The sequence below is a fragment of the Pseudomonas cerasi genome (assembly GCF_900074915.1).
In the GTDB taxonomy this organism is placed as follows: Bacteria; Pseudomonadota; Gammaproteobacteria; order Pseudomonadales; family Pseudomonadaceae; genus Aquipseudomonas; species Aquipseudomonas cerasi.
This window is the reverse complement of sequence record NZ_LT222319.1, coordinates 1327031-1342530: the sequence shown is the minus strand read 5'-3', so window position 1 is coordinate 1342530 and position 15500 is coordinate 1327031. Positions and strand designations below refer to the sequence as shown.

Annotated in this window: 11 protein-coding genes and 1 pseudogene; 4 read left to right on the top strand and 8 right to left on the bottom strand. The window is 59.6% G+C overall.

The window, feature by feature from the left end:
* Positions 1-569: 569 nt before the first annotated feature.
* The 4 genes and pseudogenes from PCPL58_RS08605 to PCPL58_RS08590 form a co-directional block, all read right to left on the bottom strand.
* Positions 570-1550, bottom strand: a pseudogene (locus PCPL58_RS08605) (tyrosine-type recombinase/integrase); the annotation flags it as partial.
* A 308-nt stretch (positions 1551-1858) separates the two neighbouring features.
* Positions 1859-3436, bottom strand: a complete 1578-nt coding sequence (gene guaA, locus PCPL58_RS08600) for a glutamine-hydrolyzing GMP synthase (RefSeq protein WP_003433442.1) — start codon at positions 3434-3436, stop codon at positions 1859-1861.
* A 105-nt stretch (positions 3437-3541) separates the two neighbouring features.
* Complete coding sequence (gene guaB, locus PCPL58_RS08595; RefSeq protein ID WP_065349235.1) at positions 3542-5011, bottom strand: IMP dehydrogenase; 1470 nt, start codon at positions 5009-5011, stop codon at positions 3542-3544.
* Positions 5012-5105: 94 nt separating this feature from the next.
* Positions 5106-5654 carry a hypothetical protein gene (locus PCPL58_RS08590; protein WP_046719836.1) on the bottom strand — a complete coding sequence of 183 codons (549 nt, stop codon included), beginning with the start codon at positions 5652-5654 and terminating at the stop codon, positions 5106-5108.
* A 131-nt stretch (positions 5655-5785) separates the two neighbouring features.
* Between PCPL58_RS08590 and xseA the strand changes: the two genes are divergently transcribed.
* The 4 genes from xseA (at position 5786) to PCPL58_RS08570 (ending at position 11267) form a co-directional block, all read left to right on the top strand.
* Positions 5786-7165 carry an exodeoxyribonuclease VII large subunit gene (xseA, locus tag PCPL58_RS08585; RefSeq protein ID WP_161937151.1) on the top strand — a complete coding sequence of 460 codons (1380 nt, stop codon included), beginning with the start codon at positions 5786-5788 and terminating at the stop codon, positions 7163-7165.
* A 7-nt stretch (positions 7166-7172) separates the two neighbouring features.
* The gene (locus PCPL58_RS08580; protein ID WP_003365059.1) at positions 7173-7997 is read left to right on the top strand and encodes a M23 family metallopeptidase; all 825 of its coding nucleotides are present in this window, start codon (positions 7173-7175) and stop codon (positions 7995-7997) included.
* Positions 7998-8370: 373 nt separating this feature from the next.
* Positions 8371-10041, top strand: coding sequence for a 2-isopropylmalate synthase (gene leuA, locus PCPL58_RS08575; RefSeq protein WP_065349234.1), 1671 nt, complete (start codon positions 8371-8373; stop codon positions 10039-10041).
* Between the two features lie 356 nt (positions 10042-10397).
* Positions 10398-11267 (top strand): isocitrate lyase/PEP mutase family protein, encoded by an 870-nt coding sequence (locus PCPL58_RS08570; RefSeq protein WP_065349233.1) that lies wholly within the window; start codon positions 10398-10400, stop codon positions 11265-11267.
* Positions 11268-11378: 111 nt separating this feature from the next.
* On the opposite strand, the gene PCPL58_RS08565 is transcribed toward PCPL58_RS08570, so the two are convergent.
* The 4 genes from PCPL58_RS08565 to der all read right to left on the bottom strand — a co-directional run bounded on the left by PCPL58_RS08565 (position 11379) and on the right by der (position 15395).
* On the bottom strand, positions 11379-11825 hold the full coding sequence (locus tag PCPL58_RS08565; protein ID WP_003365067.1) for a FlxA-like family protein: 447 nt from the start codon (positions 11823-11825) through the stop codon (positions 11379-11381).
* 59 nt (positions 11826-11884) lie between these two features.
* On the bottom strand, positions 11885-12676 hold the full coding sequence (locus tag PCPL58_RS08560; protein ID WP_024662103.1) for an amidohydrolase: 792 nt from the start codon (positions 12674-12676) through the stop codon (positions 11885-11887).
* Positions 12664-13812: a pyridoxal phosphate-dependent aminotransferase gene (locus PCPL58_RS08555; protein ID WP_003433449.1), complete on the bottom strand. Its 1149-nt coding sequence runs from the start codon at positions 13810-13812 to the stop codon at positions 12664-12666. The genes PCPL58_RS08560 and PCPL58_RS08555 overlap by 13 nt, the downstream gene beginning before the upstream one ends.
* A gap of 110 nt (positions 13813-13922) precedes the next feature.
* A complete protein-coding gene (der, locus tag PCPL58_RS08550; protein WP_003365072.1) occupies positions 13923-15395 on the bottom strand; it encodes a ribosome biogenesis GTPase Der in 1473 nt (490 codons plus the stop codon).
* Positions 15396-15500 lie beyond the last annotated feature (105 nt).

Below are 15500 nucleotides of genomic sequence, written 5' to 3'. Positions count from 1 at the left end.
CGCCAAAACAGGTGTTGCATCCGGCAGCCTTCGTTGACGCAGCCGCGCAGCTCGGCGAGCTTGCGCAGGTCTTCGAGGCGATCCCACGCGAGCTGGCGGCCGGAGAATCCGCGGAGATTGTCAGCTTTACCGCCGGGCACCAAAAGGAAGGGTTTAGGCTTGCGCTTGACCCGCTCGGCCTGTTCCTGCCGCTGCTGCTCTATTGTCCAGCGGGCACTTGGTAGCAGGGCCTCGGCCAGATACTCGAAGTTATAGCGAACCGGCTGGCCATCGGTATCGTTCGTGACGTGAACCACGCGACAGACTTCGCCACTCTTGCTGTTGACTGTCTGGATGGTTCGCAGAACGCGGCTTGCGTCTTTGGCCATCGGATCGGCTCCGACGTGTGCGAGGCGATCCACTAGGTAGCGTTGGCATGCATTCCAGCGGGGCAATGCCTGACGCGGGATAGTACCGTCGAGTAGCCATTTCGCTTGGATACCCCGGCCGCTGTAGATCAGTACGGACGGTGCTGGTAATCCTTCTTCGGTGCAGAAATACAGCACCGACGTCGCCAATTGGTCGGGCGTCCGACCGGCAAGAGCCGCTATCCGGTAGGTCAGCGTCAGCACCTGATTGATCGTCGCGGTGCTCATTGGCAAATCGGAATCGTACCGAGAGGGAAAGACGTAATCCGAACCACCGGCAAACGTCTTCAGAGCAATGAAAAAATCCAGCGCCTGCTGAGATAAGAACACCAAATGGGGATTGCGCCGCTTCATCCGCTCTTTCGGAATGGTCCACAGGGATTCGCTGAAATTGATTTCGTTCCAGGTAGCGTTGGTCAATTCACTTTTGCGAACCATGGTCAGCAACAGCAGCTTAGCGGCGACTCTCACGGATGAGGCAGTGCCGATGCGGTCCAGGTACTGATACATCAACGCGATTTCGTCAGGCCCTAGAGCGCGATCACGTGGCTCGAATTTAGCGATGCTTGCAGGACGCACCAGATCAGCCGGATTCTCAACCTTCTGGCCACGCTCTATCGCCCATCGGAACACCTGCATCACGATCTCGCGGGAGTGCACGGCCGTGGCCGGAGCTCCACGCTCCACGATTGCATCAGTCAGCGCTCGCAGATCCTCATGATTGATTTCCGCCAGTTTCTGATTACCGAAGTGCGGCTTTAGCTCGCGCTCGTAAACCGATCGGCGCATGTCACGCGTCGAGTCAGCCATCTGATACCCACGCAGCCATTTCTCAGCCCACGCATCAAACGTCTCTGCCCCTTTGGTGCGAGCCTTGGCACGGGCTTTCTCTTTGGCAGGTGACTTAACCGCCGAAACCATCTTTTTAGCCTCGCCCAGGCGCTCTCTGGCTTCCGCAAGTGTGATGCCACCCACGCCATAACGACCGAACGTGATGGTCTCCTGACGGCCATTGATTGAGTAGTTGTAACGAAATGAGATGGAACCGGCAGCAGTGACGGCCACGTACAGCCCGTCGCGGTCGTTCACCTTGTAGAGTTTTTCTTGCGGTTTGAGATTACGCAGCTTGGTATCGGTCAGCATGGCAGTTACGGATTCCATGGAAAAAATACCATACTCAGAAAAGTACTCATGCACCACGATAAAACCCAATGAAACCGGGCTGATGATGAGATTTGATACCATGCCCTTCCCTACTAGATCGACATGGTATCGGGCACCGAACATGGCATTTGGCTCAGTCAATGCCCCGTACCATGCCATACAAACACGGTGCTTGGCGATGCACAAAGCTGCCAGAATTTGCCAGACCCAAAAAGCCAAAAGCCCGCAATTACGCGGGCTCCAGGGCATTTCTTGCTAGATCGTGCCGGACGATGCCGGACGTCCAATCATTCCCACTCAATCGTAGCCGGCGGCTTGCTCGACACATCGTAAGTCACCCGCGAAATCCCTTCGATCTCATTGATGATCCGGCCGCTCACCGTCTCCAGCAGCTCATAAGGCAGGTGCGCCCAACGAGCAGTCATGAAGTCGATGGTTTCGACCGCGCGCAGCGCGACGACCCAGGCGTAGCGGCGGCCGTCGCCGACGACGCCAACCGATTTGACCGGCTGGAACACTACGAACGCTTGGCTGACCTTGTGATACCAGTCGGCCTTGCGCAGTTCTTCGATGAAGATGTGGTCGGCACGACGCAAAAGGTCGGCGTATTCCTTCTTCACTTCACCGAGGATGCGCACGCCCAGGCCTGGGCCTGGGAATGGGTGGCGGTAGACCATGTCGTAGGGCAGGCCGAGTTCGAGGCCCAGGCGGCGGACTTCGTCCTTGAACAGTTCGCGCAGTGGCTCGACCAGCTTGAGGTTCATTTCTTCCGGCAGGCCGCCCACGTTGTGGTGCGACTTGATGACGTGGGCCTTGCCGCTTTTCGCGCCAGCCGACTCGATGACGTCCGGGTAGATGGTGCCTTGCGCCAGGTACTTGATGTTGTCCAGCTTGCAGGACTCGGCATCGAACACGTCGATGAAGGTGCGGCCGATGATCTTGCGCTTCTTCTCTGGATCGCTCTCGCCTGCCAGGTTGTTCAGGAACTGCTCTTCGGCGTTGGCGCGGATCACCTTGACGCCCATGTTCTCGGCGAACATGGCCATTACTTGCTCGCCTTCATGCAGACGCAGCAGGCCGTTGTCGACGAATACGCAGGTCAGTTGATCGCCGATGGCCTTGTGCAACAGCGCCGCGACCACGGAGGAGTCAACGCCGCCGGAAAGGCCCAGCAACACGTTGTCAGTACCGACCTGAGCGCGAACCTGAGCGATAGCGTCTTCAGCAATCTTCGAAGGGGTCCACAGTGCTTCACAGCCACAGATGTCGAGGATGAAGCGCGACAGGATGCGACCGCCCTGCTTGGTGTGGGTCACCTCCGGGTGGAACTGCACGCCGTAGTAACCGCGCGCGTCGTCAGCCATACCGGCAATCGGGCAGCTCGGGGTGCTGGCCAGAATGTGGAAGTCTTCCGGCAGTTTGGTGACCTTGTCACCGTGGCTCATCCATACGTCGAGGCCAAACAGGCCGTCGGCGTCGATATGGTCTTCGATACCATCGAGCAGACGGCTTTTGCCGACTACGTCAACGCGAGCGTAGCCGAACTCGCGCAGCTCGGAACCGGCAACCTTGCCGCCCAACTGCTCGGCCATGGTCTGCATGCCGTAGCAGATACCGAAAACCGGCACACCCAGGTCAAATACCGCTTGCGGGCAGCGCGGGCTGTCGGCTTCGTGTACGGACTCGGGGCCGCCGGCGAGGATCACGCCTTTTGGAGCGAATTCGCGAATCGCTTCGTCGTCCATGTCAAACGGATGCAGCTCGCAATACACGCCGATTTCGCGCACGCGGCGGGCGATCAGCTGGGTGTACTGGGAACCGAAGTCGAGGATCAGGATACGGTGGGCGTGAATGTCGAGGGCCATGACTCATTCTCGTCAAAAAACAGAAACGACACGGGGCTGCGTCAACAGCCCCGGCTATGAAACTTGCTGGCCTGCATCGCGGCAAACACCCCGATGCAGTCCGGATCAACCGACGCGATAGTTCGGCGCTTCCTTGGTGATCTGCACGTCATGGACGTGGGACTCAGCCATACCGGCACCGGTGATGCGAACGAACTCGGGCTTGGTGCGCATCTGCTCGATGTCGGCACTGCCGGTGTAACCCATGGAGGAACGCAGGCCGCCCATCAACTGATGGATGATGGCCGACAACGGACCTTTATAGGCCACACGGCCTTCGATACCTTCAGGCACCAGTTTCTCGGCACCTGCGGACGAATCCTGGAAGTAGCGATCGGACGAGCCTTGCGCCTGGGACATCGCACCCAGCGAACCCATGCCGCGATAGGCTTTGTAGGAACGACCCTGGAACAGTTCAATCTCACCTGGCGCTTCTTCAGTACCGGCGAACATCGAGCCCATCATCACGCAGGAGGCGCCAGCCACGATAGCCTTGGACAGGTCACCGGAGAAGCGGATACCGCCGTCGGCGATCATCGGCACGCCAGTGCCTTCAAGGGCAGCGGAGACGTTGGCGATGGCGCTGATCTGCGGCACGCCGACACCGGCAACGATACGCGTGGTGCAGATGGAGCCCGGGCCGATACCGACCTTGACTGCATCGGCGCCAGCAGCAACCAGAGCCTTCCCAGCTTCGCCAGTGGCGATGTTGCCGCCGATGACCTGCACCTGAGGGAAGTTTTCCTTGACCCAGCGGACGCGGTCGATCACGCCTTTGGAATGGCCGTGAGCGGTATCGACGACCACGACGTCAACGCCAGCCGCGACCAGTGCGGTGACGCGCTCGCCGGTGTCCTTGCCGGTACCGACTGCAGCGCCGACGCGCAGGCGAGCCTGATCGTCCTTGCTGGCCAGCGGGTAAGCCTTGGCTTTTTCGATGTCCTTGACGGTCATCATGCCCTTGAGCGCGAAGTTGCCGTCGACGATCAGGACTTTTTCCAGACGGTGCTTGTGCAGCAGTTCGCGCACTTCGTTCTTGTCGGCGCCTTCGCGCACAGTGACCAGGCGCTCTTTGGGCGTCATCACTTCGCGAACAGGGACATCAAGACGGTTTTCGAAGCGTACGTCGCGGGACGTCACGATGCCGACTAGGTCGCCATTGTGCAGAACCGGTACGCCGGAAATGTTGTGCATGCGGGTGAGTTCGAACAGATCGCGAACAGTGGCGTCGGCTTCGATCGTGATCGGGTCTTTAACGACGCCGGCCTCGAACTTCTTGACCTTGCGCACTTCGGCAGCTTGCTGCTCGATGGTCATGTTCTTGTGGATGATACCGATACCGCCTTCCTGGGCCATGGCAATTGCCAGACGGGCCTCGGTGACTGTATCCATTGCAGCAGAGACCAAAGGTATATTCAGCTCGATGCCACGGGTCAAACGGGTTTTCAGACTGACTTCGTTGGGAAGTACCTCGGAATAACCGGGCACAAGGAGAATGTCGTCGAATGTAAGGGCTTCTTGACTGATACGCAGCATCGCGGGGGCTCCCGGGCGGGAAATTGGAAGCGCGCCATTATACCCACAGACCCCGCCCGGCTCAATGTAAACCTCAGCCTATTATCAAAGCTGTTTATAGACGCACATTAACGCAGGAGACCGGGCGATCCAGACGTTCGGCGAAGTCATCCAGAAAGGTCTGCGTGAACGACGCATCCAGCCAGTTATTGAAGATGAAACCGAGGTTGGAAAACCCGCAGGCGTCGAGAAAAAGAAAGCCGTTGATGTCATCTTCGTGGCGGCATTCGGGGCAGGTGAAATTATCGGTGTGACCGGGCATCCAGTCTTCCAGGCTGTCGAACAGCGCCTCCCCTACTTCGCGGCGACACTCCGGGCAACCGGCCTCTTCGGCAAAGTCGTTCAGCGGGGTATAGATGCAGCGCTTGGTGACGATTTCCAGGCCATTGACGACCTGCCCGAACGGCAACGCATCGGGGTTCTTCACCACCCGCTTCGCTCCGGGTGCCACTGCGTAGGCCATCTTGTTATAGGTGCGTCCACACGTGGTCAACTCCGGCTCGACCACATCGAGCTTGACCAGCCAGCGCAGGATCAGCCGCGCCCTGGCCTCGTGCCCGGGAAAGGTGGAAATTTGCGGGACGATGATGCTTTGGGTGTTCATAACGGAGCGTCGCTTAAAGCTGTTCGAGGCCGCAGCTTAATAGGCTGGCCATTCAGGTCAAGAAGCAATCCTGCCTTTACCGACGAGACAGACCTGTGCGCCAGACCGGCATTGCCATTATGATGCCGGACATGATCAAAGACCCTTTCGCAAGACTCGGCCTCGACCGGGAAGTCCTTACTGTCAGCCAGCTCAACGGCCGTGCCCGTGTGCTGCTGGAAGACGTGTTCAGCAGCATCTGGGTCGAGGGGGAGATCTCCAACCTCTCGCGCCCGGCGTCGGGCCATGTGTACTTCACGCTGAAGGACTCTGGCGCGCAGGTGCGCTGTGCCTTGTTCCGGCAGAGCGCGGCACGTGTGCGTCAGGCGCTCAAGGACGGCTTGCAGGTCAAGGTGCGCGGCAAGGTCTCGCTGTTTGAAGGCCGCGGCGACTATCAGTTGATTCTCGACACGGTGGAACCTGCCGGTGATGGTGCGTTGCGCCTGGCATTCGATGCGTTGAAAGCCAAGCTCAGCGACGAAGGCCTGTTCAGCGCCGAGCGCAAGGTCGCACTGCCGCTGCACCCGCAACGTATCGGGATTATCAGCTCTCCGACCGGTGCGGTGATCCGCGACATCATCAGCGTGTTCCGCCGTCGCGCGCCGCGGGTCGAGCTGACCTTGATTCCCACAGCCGTTCAGGGTCGCGAGGCGATCAACCAGATTGTCCGCGCGCTGAAGCTGGCCGACAGCAGGGGCTTCGATGCGTTGATCCTGGCCCGTGGTGGCGGCTCGCTGGAGGACCTGTGGTGCTTCAACGAAGAAGCTGTCGCCCGCGCCATCGACGCGTGCGTGACGCCGATTGTCAGCGCTGTCGGGCATGAAACCGATGTATCCATCAGCGACTTTGTCGCCGACGTGCGCGCACCGACGCCCTCCGCTGCCGCCGAACTGCTCGCCCCGGATTCCAGCGACCTGCATCGACGCGTCGACAACCTGCACCGGCGACTGGTCAGCCGCATGCAGGACCGCCTGATGCGCGAGCGGCTGCGTCTGGAGGGTATTTCCCGGCGTCTGCGCCACCCTGGCGAGCGCTTGCGTCAACAGTCGCAACGGCTGGATGATCTGGACATGCGCCTGCGCCGCGCCTTCGAACAGAACATGCATCAACGCCAAGTGCGTCTGGCGCACCTGCAGAGCCGCCTTGCTGCCCAGCACCCGGGGCGGACCCTGGCCTTTTTGCGCCAGCGTCTGGATGCCCTGGCCGAGCGTCTGCCGCGAGCCATTCGTGAACAGATCAAGGCGCGCAAGCTGCAACTGCAAAGTCAGGTGCAGACCCTCAACGTGGTCAGCCCGCTCGCCACACTGGGACGCGGTTACAGCATCCTGCTCGACGAGCGCGGCCATGCGATCCGCAGCGCGGCACAGACGCAAACGGGCCAACGGCTTACCGCCAGGCTCGGCGAAGGCGAACTGCAGGTGCGCGTTGAAGACAATCACCTCACACCCGTGACCCTCTCCCTTCTGGACTGACTGCCTGATGCTACGTTTTATCGCCCCGCTGTTCGCCCTGCTGCTCTGTCTTCCCGCTCACGCTGACAGCTTTATTACCCGCGCACTCGACAAACCGGTGCCAGGCGGCGTGGCGGTTGTCGATCTGGGCACTGGCGCTCAGGCTCCGACCGCCACCTATCAAGGCAAACCGGTGCTGGTGGTCAAGGAACAGGGCACGCGCTGGCTGGCCATCGTGGGCATTCCGTTGACCGTCAAACCCGGCACTCAGCAAGTCACGTCCGGCGGGCGCACGCTCAACTTCACCGTTGGCAGCAAGAAATACCCGGAGCAACACATCACGCTCAAGAACAAACGTCAGGTCAATCCCAACCCTGAAGACAACAAACGCATCGAGGGCGAGTTGGCCGAGCAACTGCGCGCTTACCGCAGTTTCAGCCCAGGCACGCCAAGCAACCTGATTCTGGACAAGCCGGTCAACGGCCCACTGTCGAGCAAATTCGGCGTGCGTCGCTTCTTCAACGGCGAAGAGCGCAACCCGCATTCGGGACTCGACTTCGCGGTTCCGGCCGGCACACCGATCAAGTCCCCGGCAGCGGGCAAGGTCATCCTGACCGGCAATTACTTCTTCAATGGCAACACCGTATTCGTCGATCACGGGCAAGGCTTCATCAGCATGTTTTGCCATATGTCGAAGATCGACGTGAAGGTCGGCGACCTCGTCCCGCGTGGCGGAGTGGTCGGCAAGGTCGGCGCCACCGGTCGCGCAACCGGGCCGCATATGCACTGGAACGTCAGCCTCAACGATGCGCGCGTGGACCCGGCGATCTTCATCGGCGCTTTTCAGCCATAAGCCTGTTGGTGAGCGAGCGTTACGGCGCTCGCTCACGCAAGCCCTCACTTGCGCACATCGCTTTCGACCAACAATAACCTGGATATAACGCTTTAAATACCGCTATAAAAAATCGTCAAAGGCGTATTTTCGAGAATTTATTCCAATCTTTTTCAAGTGCTTGCCATCATCCATGCCAATGGTTACGGTTGGCCTCATGAAAACCTCTCAAACCCTTATTCTGTCGCGCCAACACCGGTGCCTCAGCCTGGTCAGCGCCCGACTGCCTGGCTAGCATGCTGTGCCTCGTCCCTGTGTTCGCAATTCCCTGTGCTATCTATCCAGAACGGCAGGCCGCCCAACCCCGGCCCCGTGAATACAAAAGGATTTCCTGATGACCATGCTCAAAGACCCTTCGAAGAAGTACCGTGCGTTCCCGACCATTGATCTGCCTGACCGCACCTGGCCTTCGAAGACCATCGATGCAGCGCCGATCTGGTGCAGCTCCGACCTGCGCGACGGCAACCAGTCGCTGATCGAACCCATGGACGCGGCCAAGAAACTGCGCTTCTGGAAAACCCTGGTCAGCGTTGGCGTCAAGGAAATCGAGGCATCCTTTCCATCGGCTTCGCAGACTGACTTCGACTTCGTGCGTACCCTGATCGAAGACGGCCATATCCCGGATGACACCACCATCCAGGTACTGACCCAGGCTCGCGAAGACTTGATCGCCCGCACCTTCGAATCGCTGCGCGGCGCGAGAAAGGCCATTGTTCACCTGTATAACGCGACCAGCCCGTCGTTCCGCCGCATCGTCTTCAATCAGGACAAGGCCGGGGTGAAAGAGATCGCGGTCAACGCGGCCAAGCTGTTCGTTAAATATGCAGCACAACAGCCTGAAACCCAGTGGACCTTCGAGTACTCGCCGGAAACCTTCAGTGCGACCGAGCTGGAATTCGCCAAGGAAGTCTGCGATGCGGTGATCGAGGTGTGGAACCCGACGCCCGAGAACAATGTGATCCTCAACCTCCCGGCCACCGTGGAAGTGGCGACACCCAACATTTACGCTGACCAGATCGAATGGTTCGGCCGCAACATTACCCGCCGCGACAGCGTGCTGATCAGCCTGCATACCCACAACGACCGTGGTACGGGCGTTGCCGCTACCGAGCTGGGCCTGATGGCCGGCGCAGATCGCGTCGAGGGCTGCCTGTTCGGTAACGGCGAGCGGACCGGCAACGTCGATCTGGTCACCGTGGCCCTGAACCTTTACACCCAAGGCATCAACCCGGAGCTGGATTTCTCGGATATCGACGGTGTGCGCAAGGTCGTCGAAGAATGCAACCAGATTCCTGTGCACCCACGTCACCCGTACGTTGGCGACCTGGTGCACACCGCGTTCTCCGGTTCGCACCAGGATGCGATTCGCAAGGGTTTCACCCAGCAGAAGGAGGGCGAGTTGTGGGAAGTGCCTTACCTGCCGATTGACCCGGCCGACATCGGTCGCAGCTACGAGGCGGTGATTCGCGTCAACAGCCAGTCGGGCAAAGGTGGCATCACTTACCTGCTGGAACAGGAATATGGCATCTCCCTGCCACGCCGCATGCAGATCGAGTTCAGCCAGGTGGTTCAGGGTGAAACCGATCGTCTGGGTCTGGAGATGACGGCCGAGCAGATTCACTCGCTGTTGCGTCGTGAGTACCTGCAAGCCAACGTTCCTTATGCGCTGATCAGCCATAAGTTGCAGGAGGAGAACGGCAACAGCTCGGTGGATGCCGAGGTGCACGTCGACGGCGAAACCCAGCACTGGCGCGGCAAGGGCAAGGGCGCCTTGGAAGCACTGGTTGCCGGTCTGCCGGTGGCCGTGGAAATCATGGATTACAACGAGCATGCGATCGGCTCGGGTACCACCGCCAAGGCGGCCGCCTACATCGAGCTGCGCGTGAATGGCGAACGCGCCGTCCATGGCGTGGGCATCGATGAAAACATCACCACGGCGAGCTTCCGCGCCCTGTTCAGTGCCCTGAATCGTTCACTCAGCCAGACCCAGGCCAAAGCGGCCTGATTCGATAGCCGGATGGCGGACGCAGGTCCGTCATCCGCATCGCCCTCTTCCCTCCCCGCCTCACACTGCACCAGCCTCTTGCATTCCGCGCATGACCCTGCCTGTTTCGGCATAATCTTTTTCATTTATGCTGTGGTAGCATGCTGCCCTTACTCCAGAGCGCGCCCAATCCAACAGCAATTCATATGCTGACGATGCCTGCTCGGACTTACCTGCCAGCTGCACCTTTCCTATAAAACCAAGACGACTATTGCATTGATTTCCGGACGAAAAGAATGCTCGGGCAGACCCACCGTGCATTGAAATTACCATCGGCCTCGGTACGCTGAGCTGATCCAATCACATTTGGAGCGATTATGCCCAAGGCTTCCCATCAAGATTTGCGCCGTAGCTTCCGCGCGCTCACCTCGTCGAACGCTTGCTTTCACACAGCCTCGGTGTTCGACCCCATGTCAGCGCGAATCGCAGCGGATCTGGGCTTTGAAGTAGGCATCCTCGGCGGCTCCGTGGCGTCGCTGCAAGTCCTGGCAGCCCCTGACTTCGCCCTGATCACCCTGAGCGAATTCGTTGAACAGGCCACGCGCATCGGCCGTGTCGCACAGCTCCCGGTCATCGCGGACGCAGACCATGGTTATGGCAATGCCCTTAACGTCATGCGCACCGTTGTCGAACTGGAACGTGCCGGTATTTCTGCACTGACGATCGAAGATACCTTGCTGCCGGCACAGTTCGGACGCAAATCCACTGATCTGATTTCCACTGCCGAAGGTGTTGGCAAGATCCGCGCAGCGCTGGAGGCTCGCGTCGATCCAGAGATGTCGATTTTCGCTCGTACCAACGCAGCGATCATTCCGGTTCAGGAAGCCATCAGCCGGGTTCAGCAGTATCAGGCTGCCGGGGCTGACGGCATTACCATCGTCGGCATTCGTGACTTCGATCACCTGGCGCAGATATCCGAAGGCGTGACCGTACCGCTGATGCTGGTGACGTACGGCAACCCGGAACTGCACGACAACGCGCGCCTTGCCGAGATGGGTGTGAGGATTTGCGTGCATGGCCACGCAGCGTACTTCGCGGCGATCAAGGCCACCTATGACTGCCTGCGCGAGCAGCGTCAGATACTGGGTAAAGAATCGAACATGAGTGCGACTGAACTGACCCACACCTACACGCAGCCTGAAGACTACGTAGAGTGGGCCCGTAAGTTCATGAACGTGAACGAGTGACAGGCAACGCTGGACGCTGCGCCGCCTGATCAGGGGCGCAAGCAGCTGAATGCCCACGCAACACTGTGCGCGGGCATGATGAGCGTCACTTCGGACGCAAAGCAGGCGATATCACGCGGTGGTGTTTACACCGCCACCGGTTTCCAGCTGCAGCAACGAGGCCTGCAACGTCTGCAGGTTGGCGCTGATGGTCGCGATCTGGCCCTGAATCGCCATGGATTTCTGCGCCTTCTCTTCCGCTGACCCTTTACCGCTTTGAGCAGCAGCCAGCTGCGCCTTCTGCTCGGCGAGTTGCTTCTGAGCGTCCTTGATCTGCTGCTTTATCTGCTCGATCGTCTGATTGAGAGACGATTCGCTGGAGCCACCCACGCTGCCGCCGCCACCCGCTGCACCGGCCTTGCCACCTTCAGTCGACGCCTGATCAGAGCTTTTCTCTGTTTCGGTAGTCGTGGTGGCTGCAGCAGTCGCGGTCTTGGCCGTTTCAGCATCAGTAGGCTTGACCGTTAGCGTCAACGAGCTTGAGTAACTGTTCAGCGTGGAGGTATTGATAGTAGTCATGACGGTCTCCTGGAAGTCTGGAACAGCTATCGGCCGACTGGAAACATTCTGAAGTACTTTTATTGAATATTGAAAGAGTCCGCGTCCAGCCCGGCCGGAAACCGCGTACGGTAGGCTTGCAGGTCTGCCGCGCTGAGCGTCGCCCTGAACACTCCATCCGCTTCGCCCGCGCTCAACAGGCTCTCGCCCTGAAAATCCAGGACCTGACTGTCACCGGTGTACGCAAAGCCCTTGCCGTCCGACCCGACGCGATTGACCGCCGCCACGTAGCACAGGTTTTCAATGGCTCTGGCGGGCAGCAGGCGGTTCCAGTGCAGACGCCGTGCGCCCGGCCAGTTGGCGGTGTACAGCAACAGATCGGTGTCCTGGGCGTCACGGCTCCAGACCGGAAAGCGCAGGTCATAGCAGATCAGCGGGCGTACACGCCAGCCGTTGAGCTCAAACATCACCTGGCGATCACCCGGCGTGTAGTGCTCGTGTTCACCGGCCATGCGAAACAGATGACGCTTGTCGTAATGCAGTAGTTCACCGTCTGGCCGCGCCCACAACAGGCGATTGCGATGACTGCCATCGGCAGCGCGCATCATGACGCTGCCGGTCACCACGGCGTTGATACGCCTGGCCTGCGCCAATAGCCATAGCGATGTAGGCCCGGCTTCCGGCTCTGACAGGGCCTCGGACTCCATCGAGAAACCGGTGGTGAACATCTCTGGCAGGATCACCAGGTCCGCGCCGCGCGCCTGATCCAGCAATGGCTCGAAATGCTCGAGATTGGCCTCGCGATCATGCCACGCCAGCGTGGTCTGGATCAGTGCGAGGTTGAGGTTGGGCAGCCCGCTTATATCGCGCATAGTTTCTCCGCCGCCAGACGCAGCGTCTCTTCCTGTTTGGCGAAGCACAGGCGGATCAGGCGCTGCCCTTCTGGCGGGCTCTGGTAGAACACCGAAATCGGAATGCTCGCCACGCCATGCTCACGGGTCATCCACAAGGCCATATCGACGTCATTGAGGTCGGGCCTGATCTGCGAGTAATCGACCAACTGGAAATAAGTCCCGCCCACCGGCCGGAAGCTGAAACGCGACTCGGCCAGATGACTGCAGAAAAAGTCGCGCTTGGCCTGATAGAAGCCTGGCAGTTCATCGACATGCTCAGGGTGTTCGGCCATGAAGTCGGCCAATGCGTATTGCAACGGCGTGACACCACAGAAGCTCACATACTGATGCACCTTGCGCAGTTCGGACGTCAGCGCAGGCGGCGCGACCACGTAACCGGTTTTCCAGCCTGTGACGTGATAGGTCTTGCCGAACGAGCTGACGACGAAGGCGCGCTGATACAGCGCTTCGTGGTCGAGCACACTGACGTGGCGTGCGCCGTCAAACACCAGGTGTTCATAGACTTCATCACTGAGCAGGTAAATGTCGCGATCGGCGATCAGCGCGGCCAGTCGATCAAGCTCTGCACGACTGATCAGAGCGCCGCTGGGGTTGTGCGGGCTGTTGATGACAATCATGCGGGTACGCGGGCTCAGCGCATCGCTGAGCTTTTGCCAGTCGATGGAGAAGTCATCCAGCCCTAGTTGCACATGAACGCAGCGCCCACCGGCCAATTCGACGGCAGGCTCGTAGCTGTCATAACAAGGGTCGAAAATGATCACTTCATCGCCAGCACGAATAACGCTATGGATCGCGCAGAAAATCGCTTGGGTGGCACCCGGTGTGATAGTGATTTCAGTGTCCGCGTTGACCGTACGCCCATAGCTGCGGGCGATCTTTGCCGCAACTTGCTGACGAAGCGCAGGCAGCCCGGTCATCGGTGAGTATTGGTTATGGCCTTGAGTGACGTGTCGGCAGACCGCATCACGCAGCGCCTGCGGCCCGTCAAAATCAGGAAACCCCTGGGACAGGTTGATAGCTCCGGTTTCGGCGGCCAGCTGTGACATGACGGTGAAGATAGTGGTGCCCACGTTGGGCAACTTGCTGTCGATCATGGAACCCTTTCCCTGCAATCTCCCGGCACCGGGCGGCACGGGGTCAGGCAGGATAGCCCATTAAACGGACACAAAAAAAGGCGCCGAAGCGCCTTTTTCCCGATGCTGACTCAGCGCTTGTCGCGGCGCTTCTTGTCGGCCTTCTTGTGGTGCGACATCATCCGACGCTTCTTGTTGACCTGACGGTCGGTGAGCGTGTTCTTGTTGCCTTCATACGGGTTCTCGCCGCCCTTGAACTCGATACGGATCGGCGTACCGACCAGTTTGAGCACACGCCGGTAAGTGTTTTCCAGGTAACGGACGTAGGACTTGGGTACTTTCTCGACCTGGTTACCGTGGATCACGATCAGCGGCGGGTTGGCACCACCCAAATGAGCGTAGCGCAGCTTGATGCGGCGGCTGCCGACCATCGGTGGCGCATGCTCGCTGACCGCATCTTCGAGAATCTGGGTCAGGCGGCTGGTTGGCCAGCGGGTTACCGCAGACTTGAACGAGTTCTGTACCGACTGATACAGGTTGCCCACGCCCGTGCCGTGCAGTGCGGAGATGAAGTGGATGTCGGCGAAGTCGACGAAGAACAACCGGCGCTCCAGCTCGATCTTCACGAAATCGCGTTCGCCCGGCGTCATGCCGTCCCACTTGTTCAGCGCGATGACCAGCGCACGACCCGCTTCAAGGGCGAAGCCCAGCAGGTTCAGGTCGTGGTCGACCACACCTTCGCGGGCGTCCATCACAAAGATCACCACGTTGGCGTCCTTGATGGCCTGCAGCGTCTTGACCACCGAGAACTTTTCAACTTCCTCGTGGATCTTGCCGCGCTTGCGCACACCCGCGGTGTCGATCAGCGTGTACTTCTCTTCGTTACGCTCGAAGGGAATGTAGATACTGTCGCGCGTGGTGCCTGGCTCGTCATAGACGATAACCCGGTCTTCACCCAGCATACGGTTGACCAGCGTCGACTTGCCGACGTTGGGACGACCGATGATGGCGATCTTGATGCCGTCTTTCTCGCTAGGGCCGGGAATGCGCTTGGCTTCCTGACCTTCGGCGACTTCCTCGACCTCAACGCCCTCTTCAGGCTCGTCTTCGTCCCTGGGGAATTCGCGCAGAGCGATTTCGAGCATCTGCGAGATACCACGACCGTGGGCACCGGCCACCGGGATGGCATCGCCCAGGCCCATCGGGCTGAACTCGGCGCGTGCCAGGTTCTCGTCGATGTTGTCGATCTTGTTGGCAACCACGTAGGAACGCTTGTTGCGCTTGCGCAGGTGCTCACCAATCATCTGATCAGCAGCGGTGTAGCCCGCACGGGCGTCCACCAGAAACAGCACCACATCGGCTTCTTCAATGGCCAGCAGCGACTGCTCGGCCATCTTTTCGTCCATGCCATGCTCGTCACCGGAGATACCGCCGGTGTCGATCAGAATATAGGAGCGCCCTTGCCACTTCGCCTCTCCGTATTGGCGATCACGGGTAAGACCGGACAGATCGCCGACAATGGCGTCGCGAGTCCTGGTCAGGCGGTTGAACATGGTGGACTTGCCGACGTTCGGTCGACCCACCAGGGCGATTACGGGAACCATGCGGCTCTCCACTTCGTTATTTCAGAAAATACAAAAGCCGCTGCAGGGCAGCGGCCGGAGTTCGGGGCGATGCCACAAAGGCACCGCAGCCTTGCCGAAGCAAGG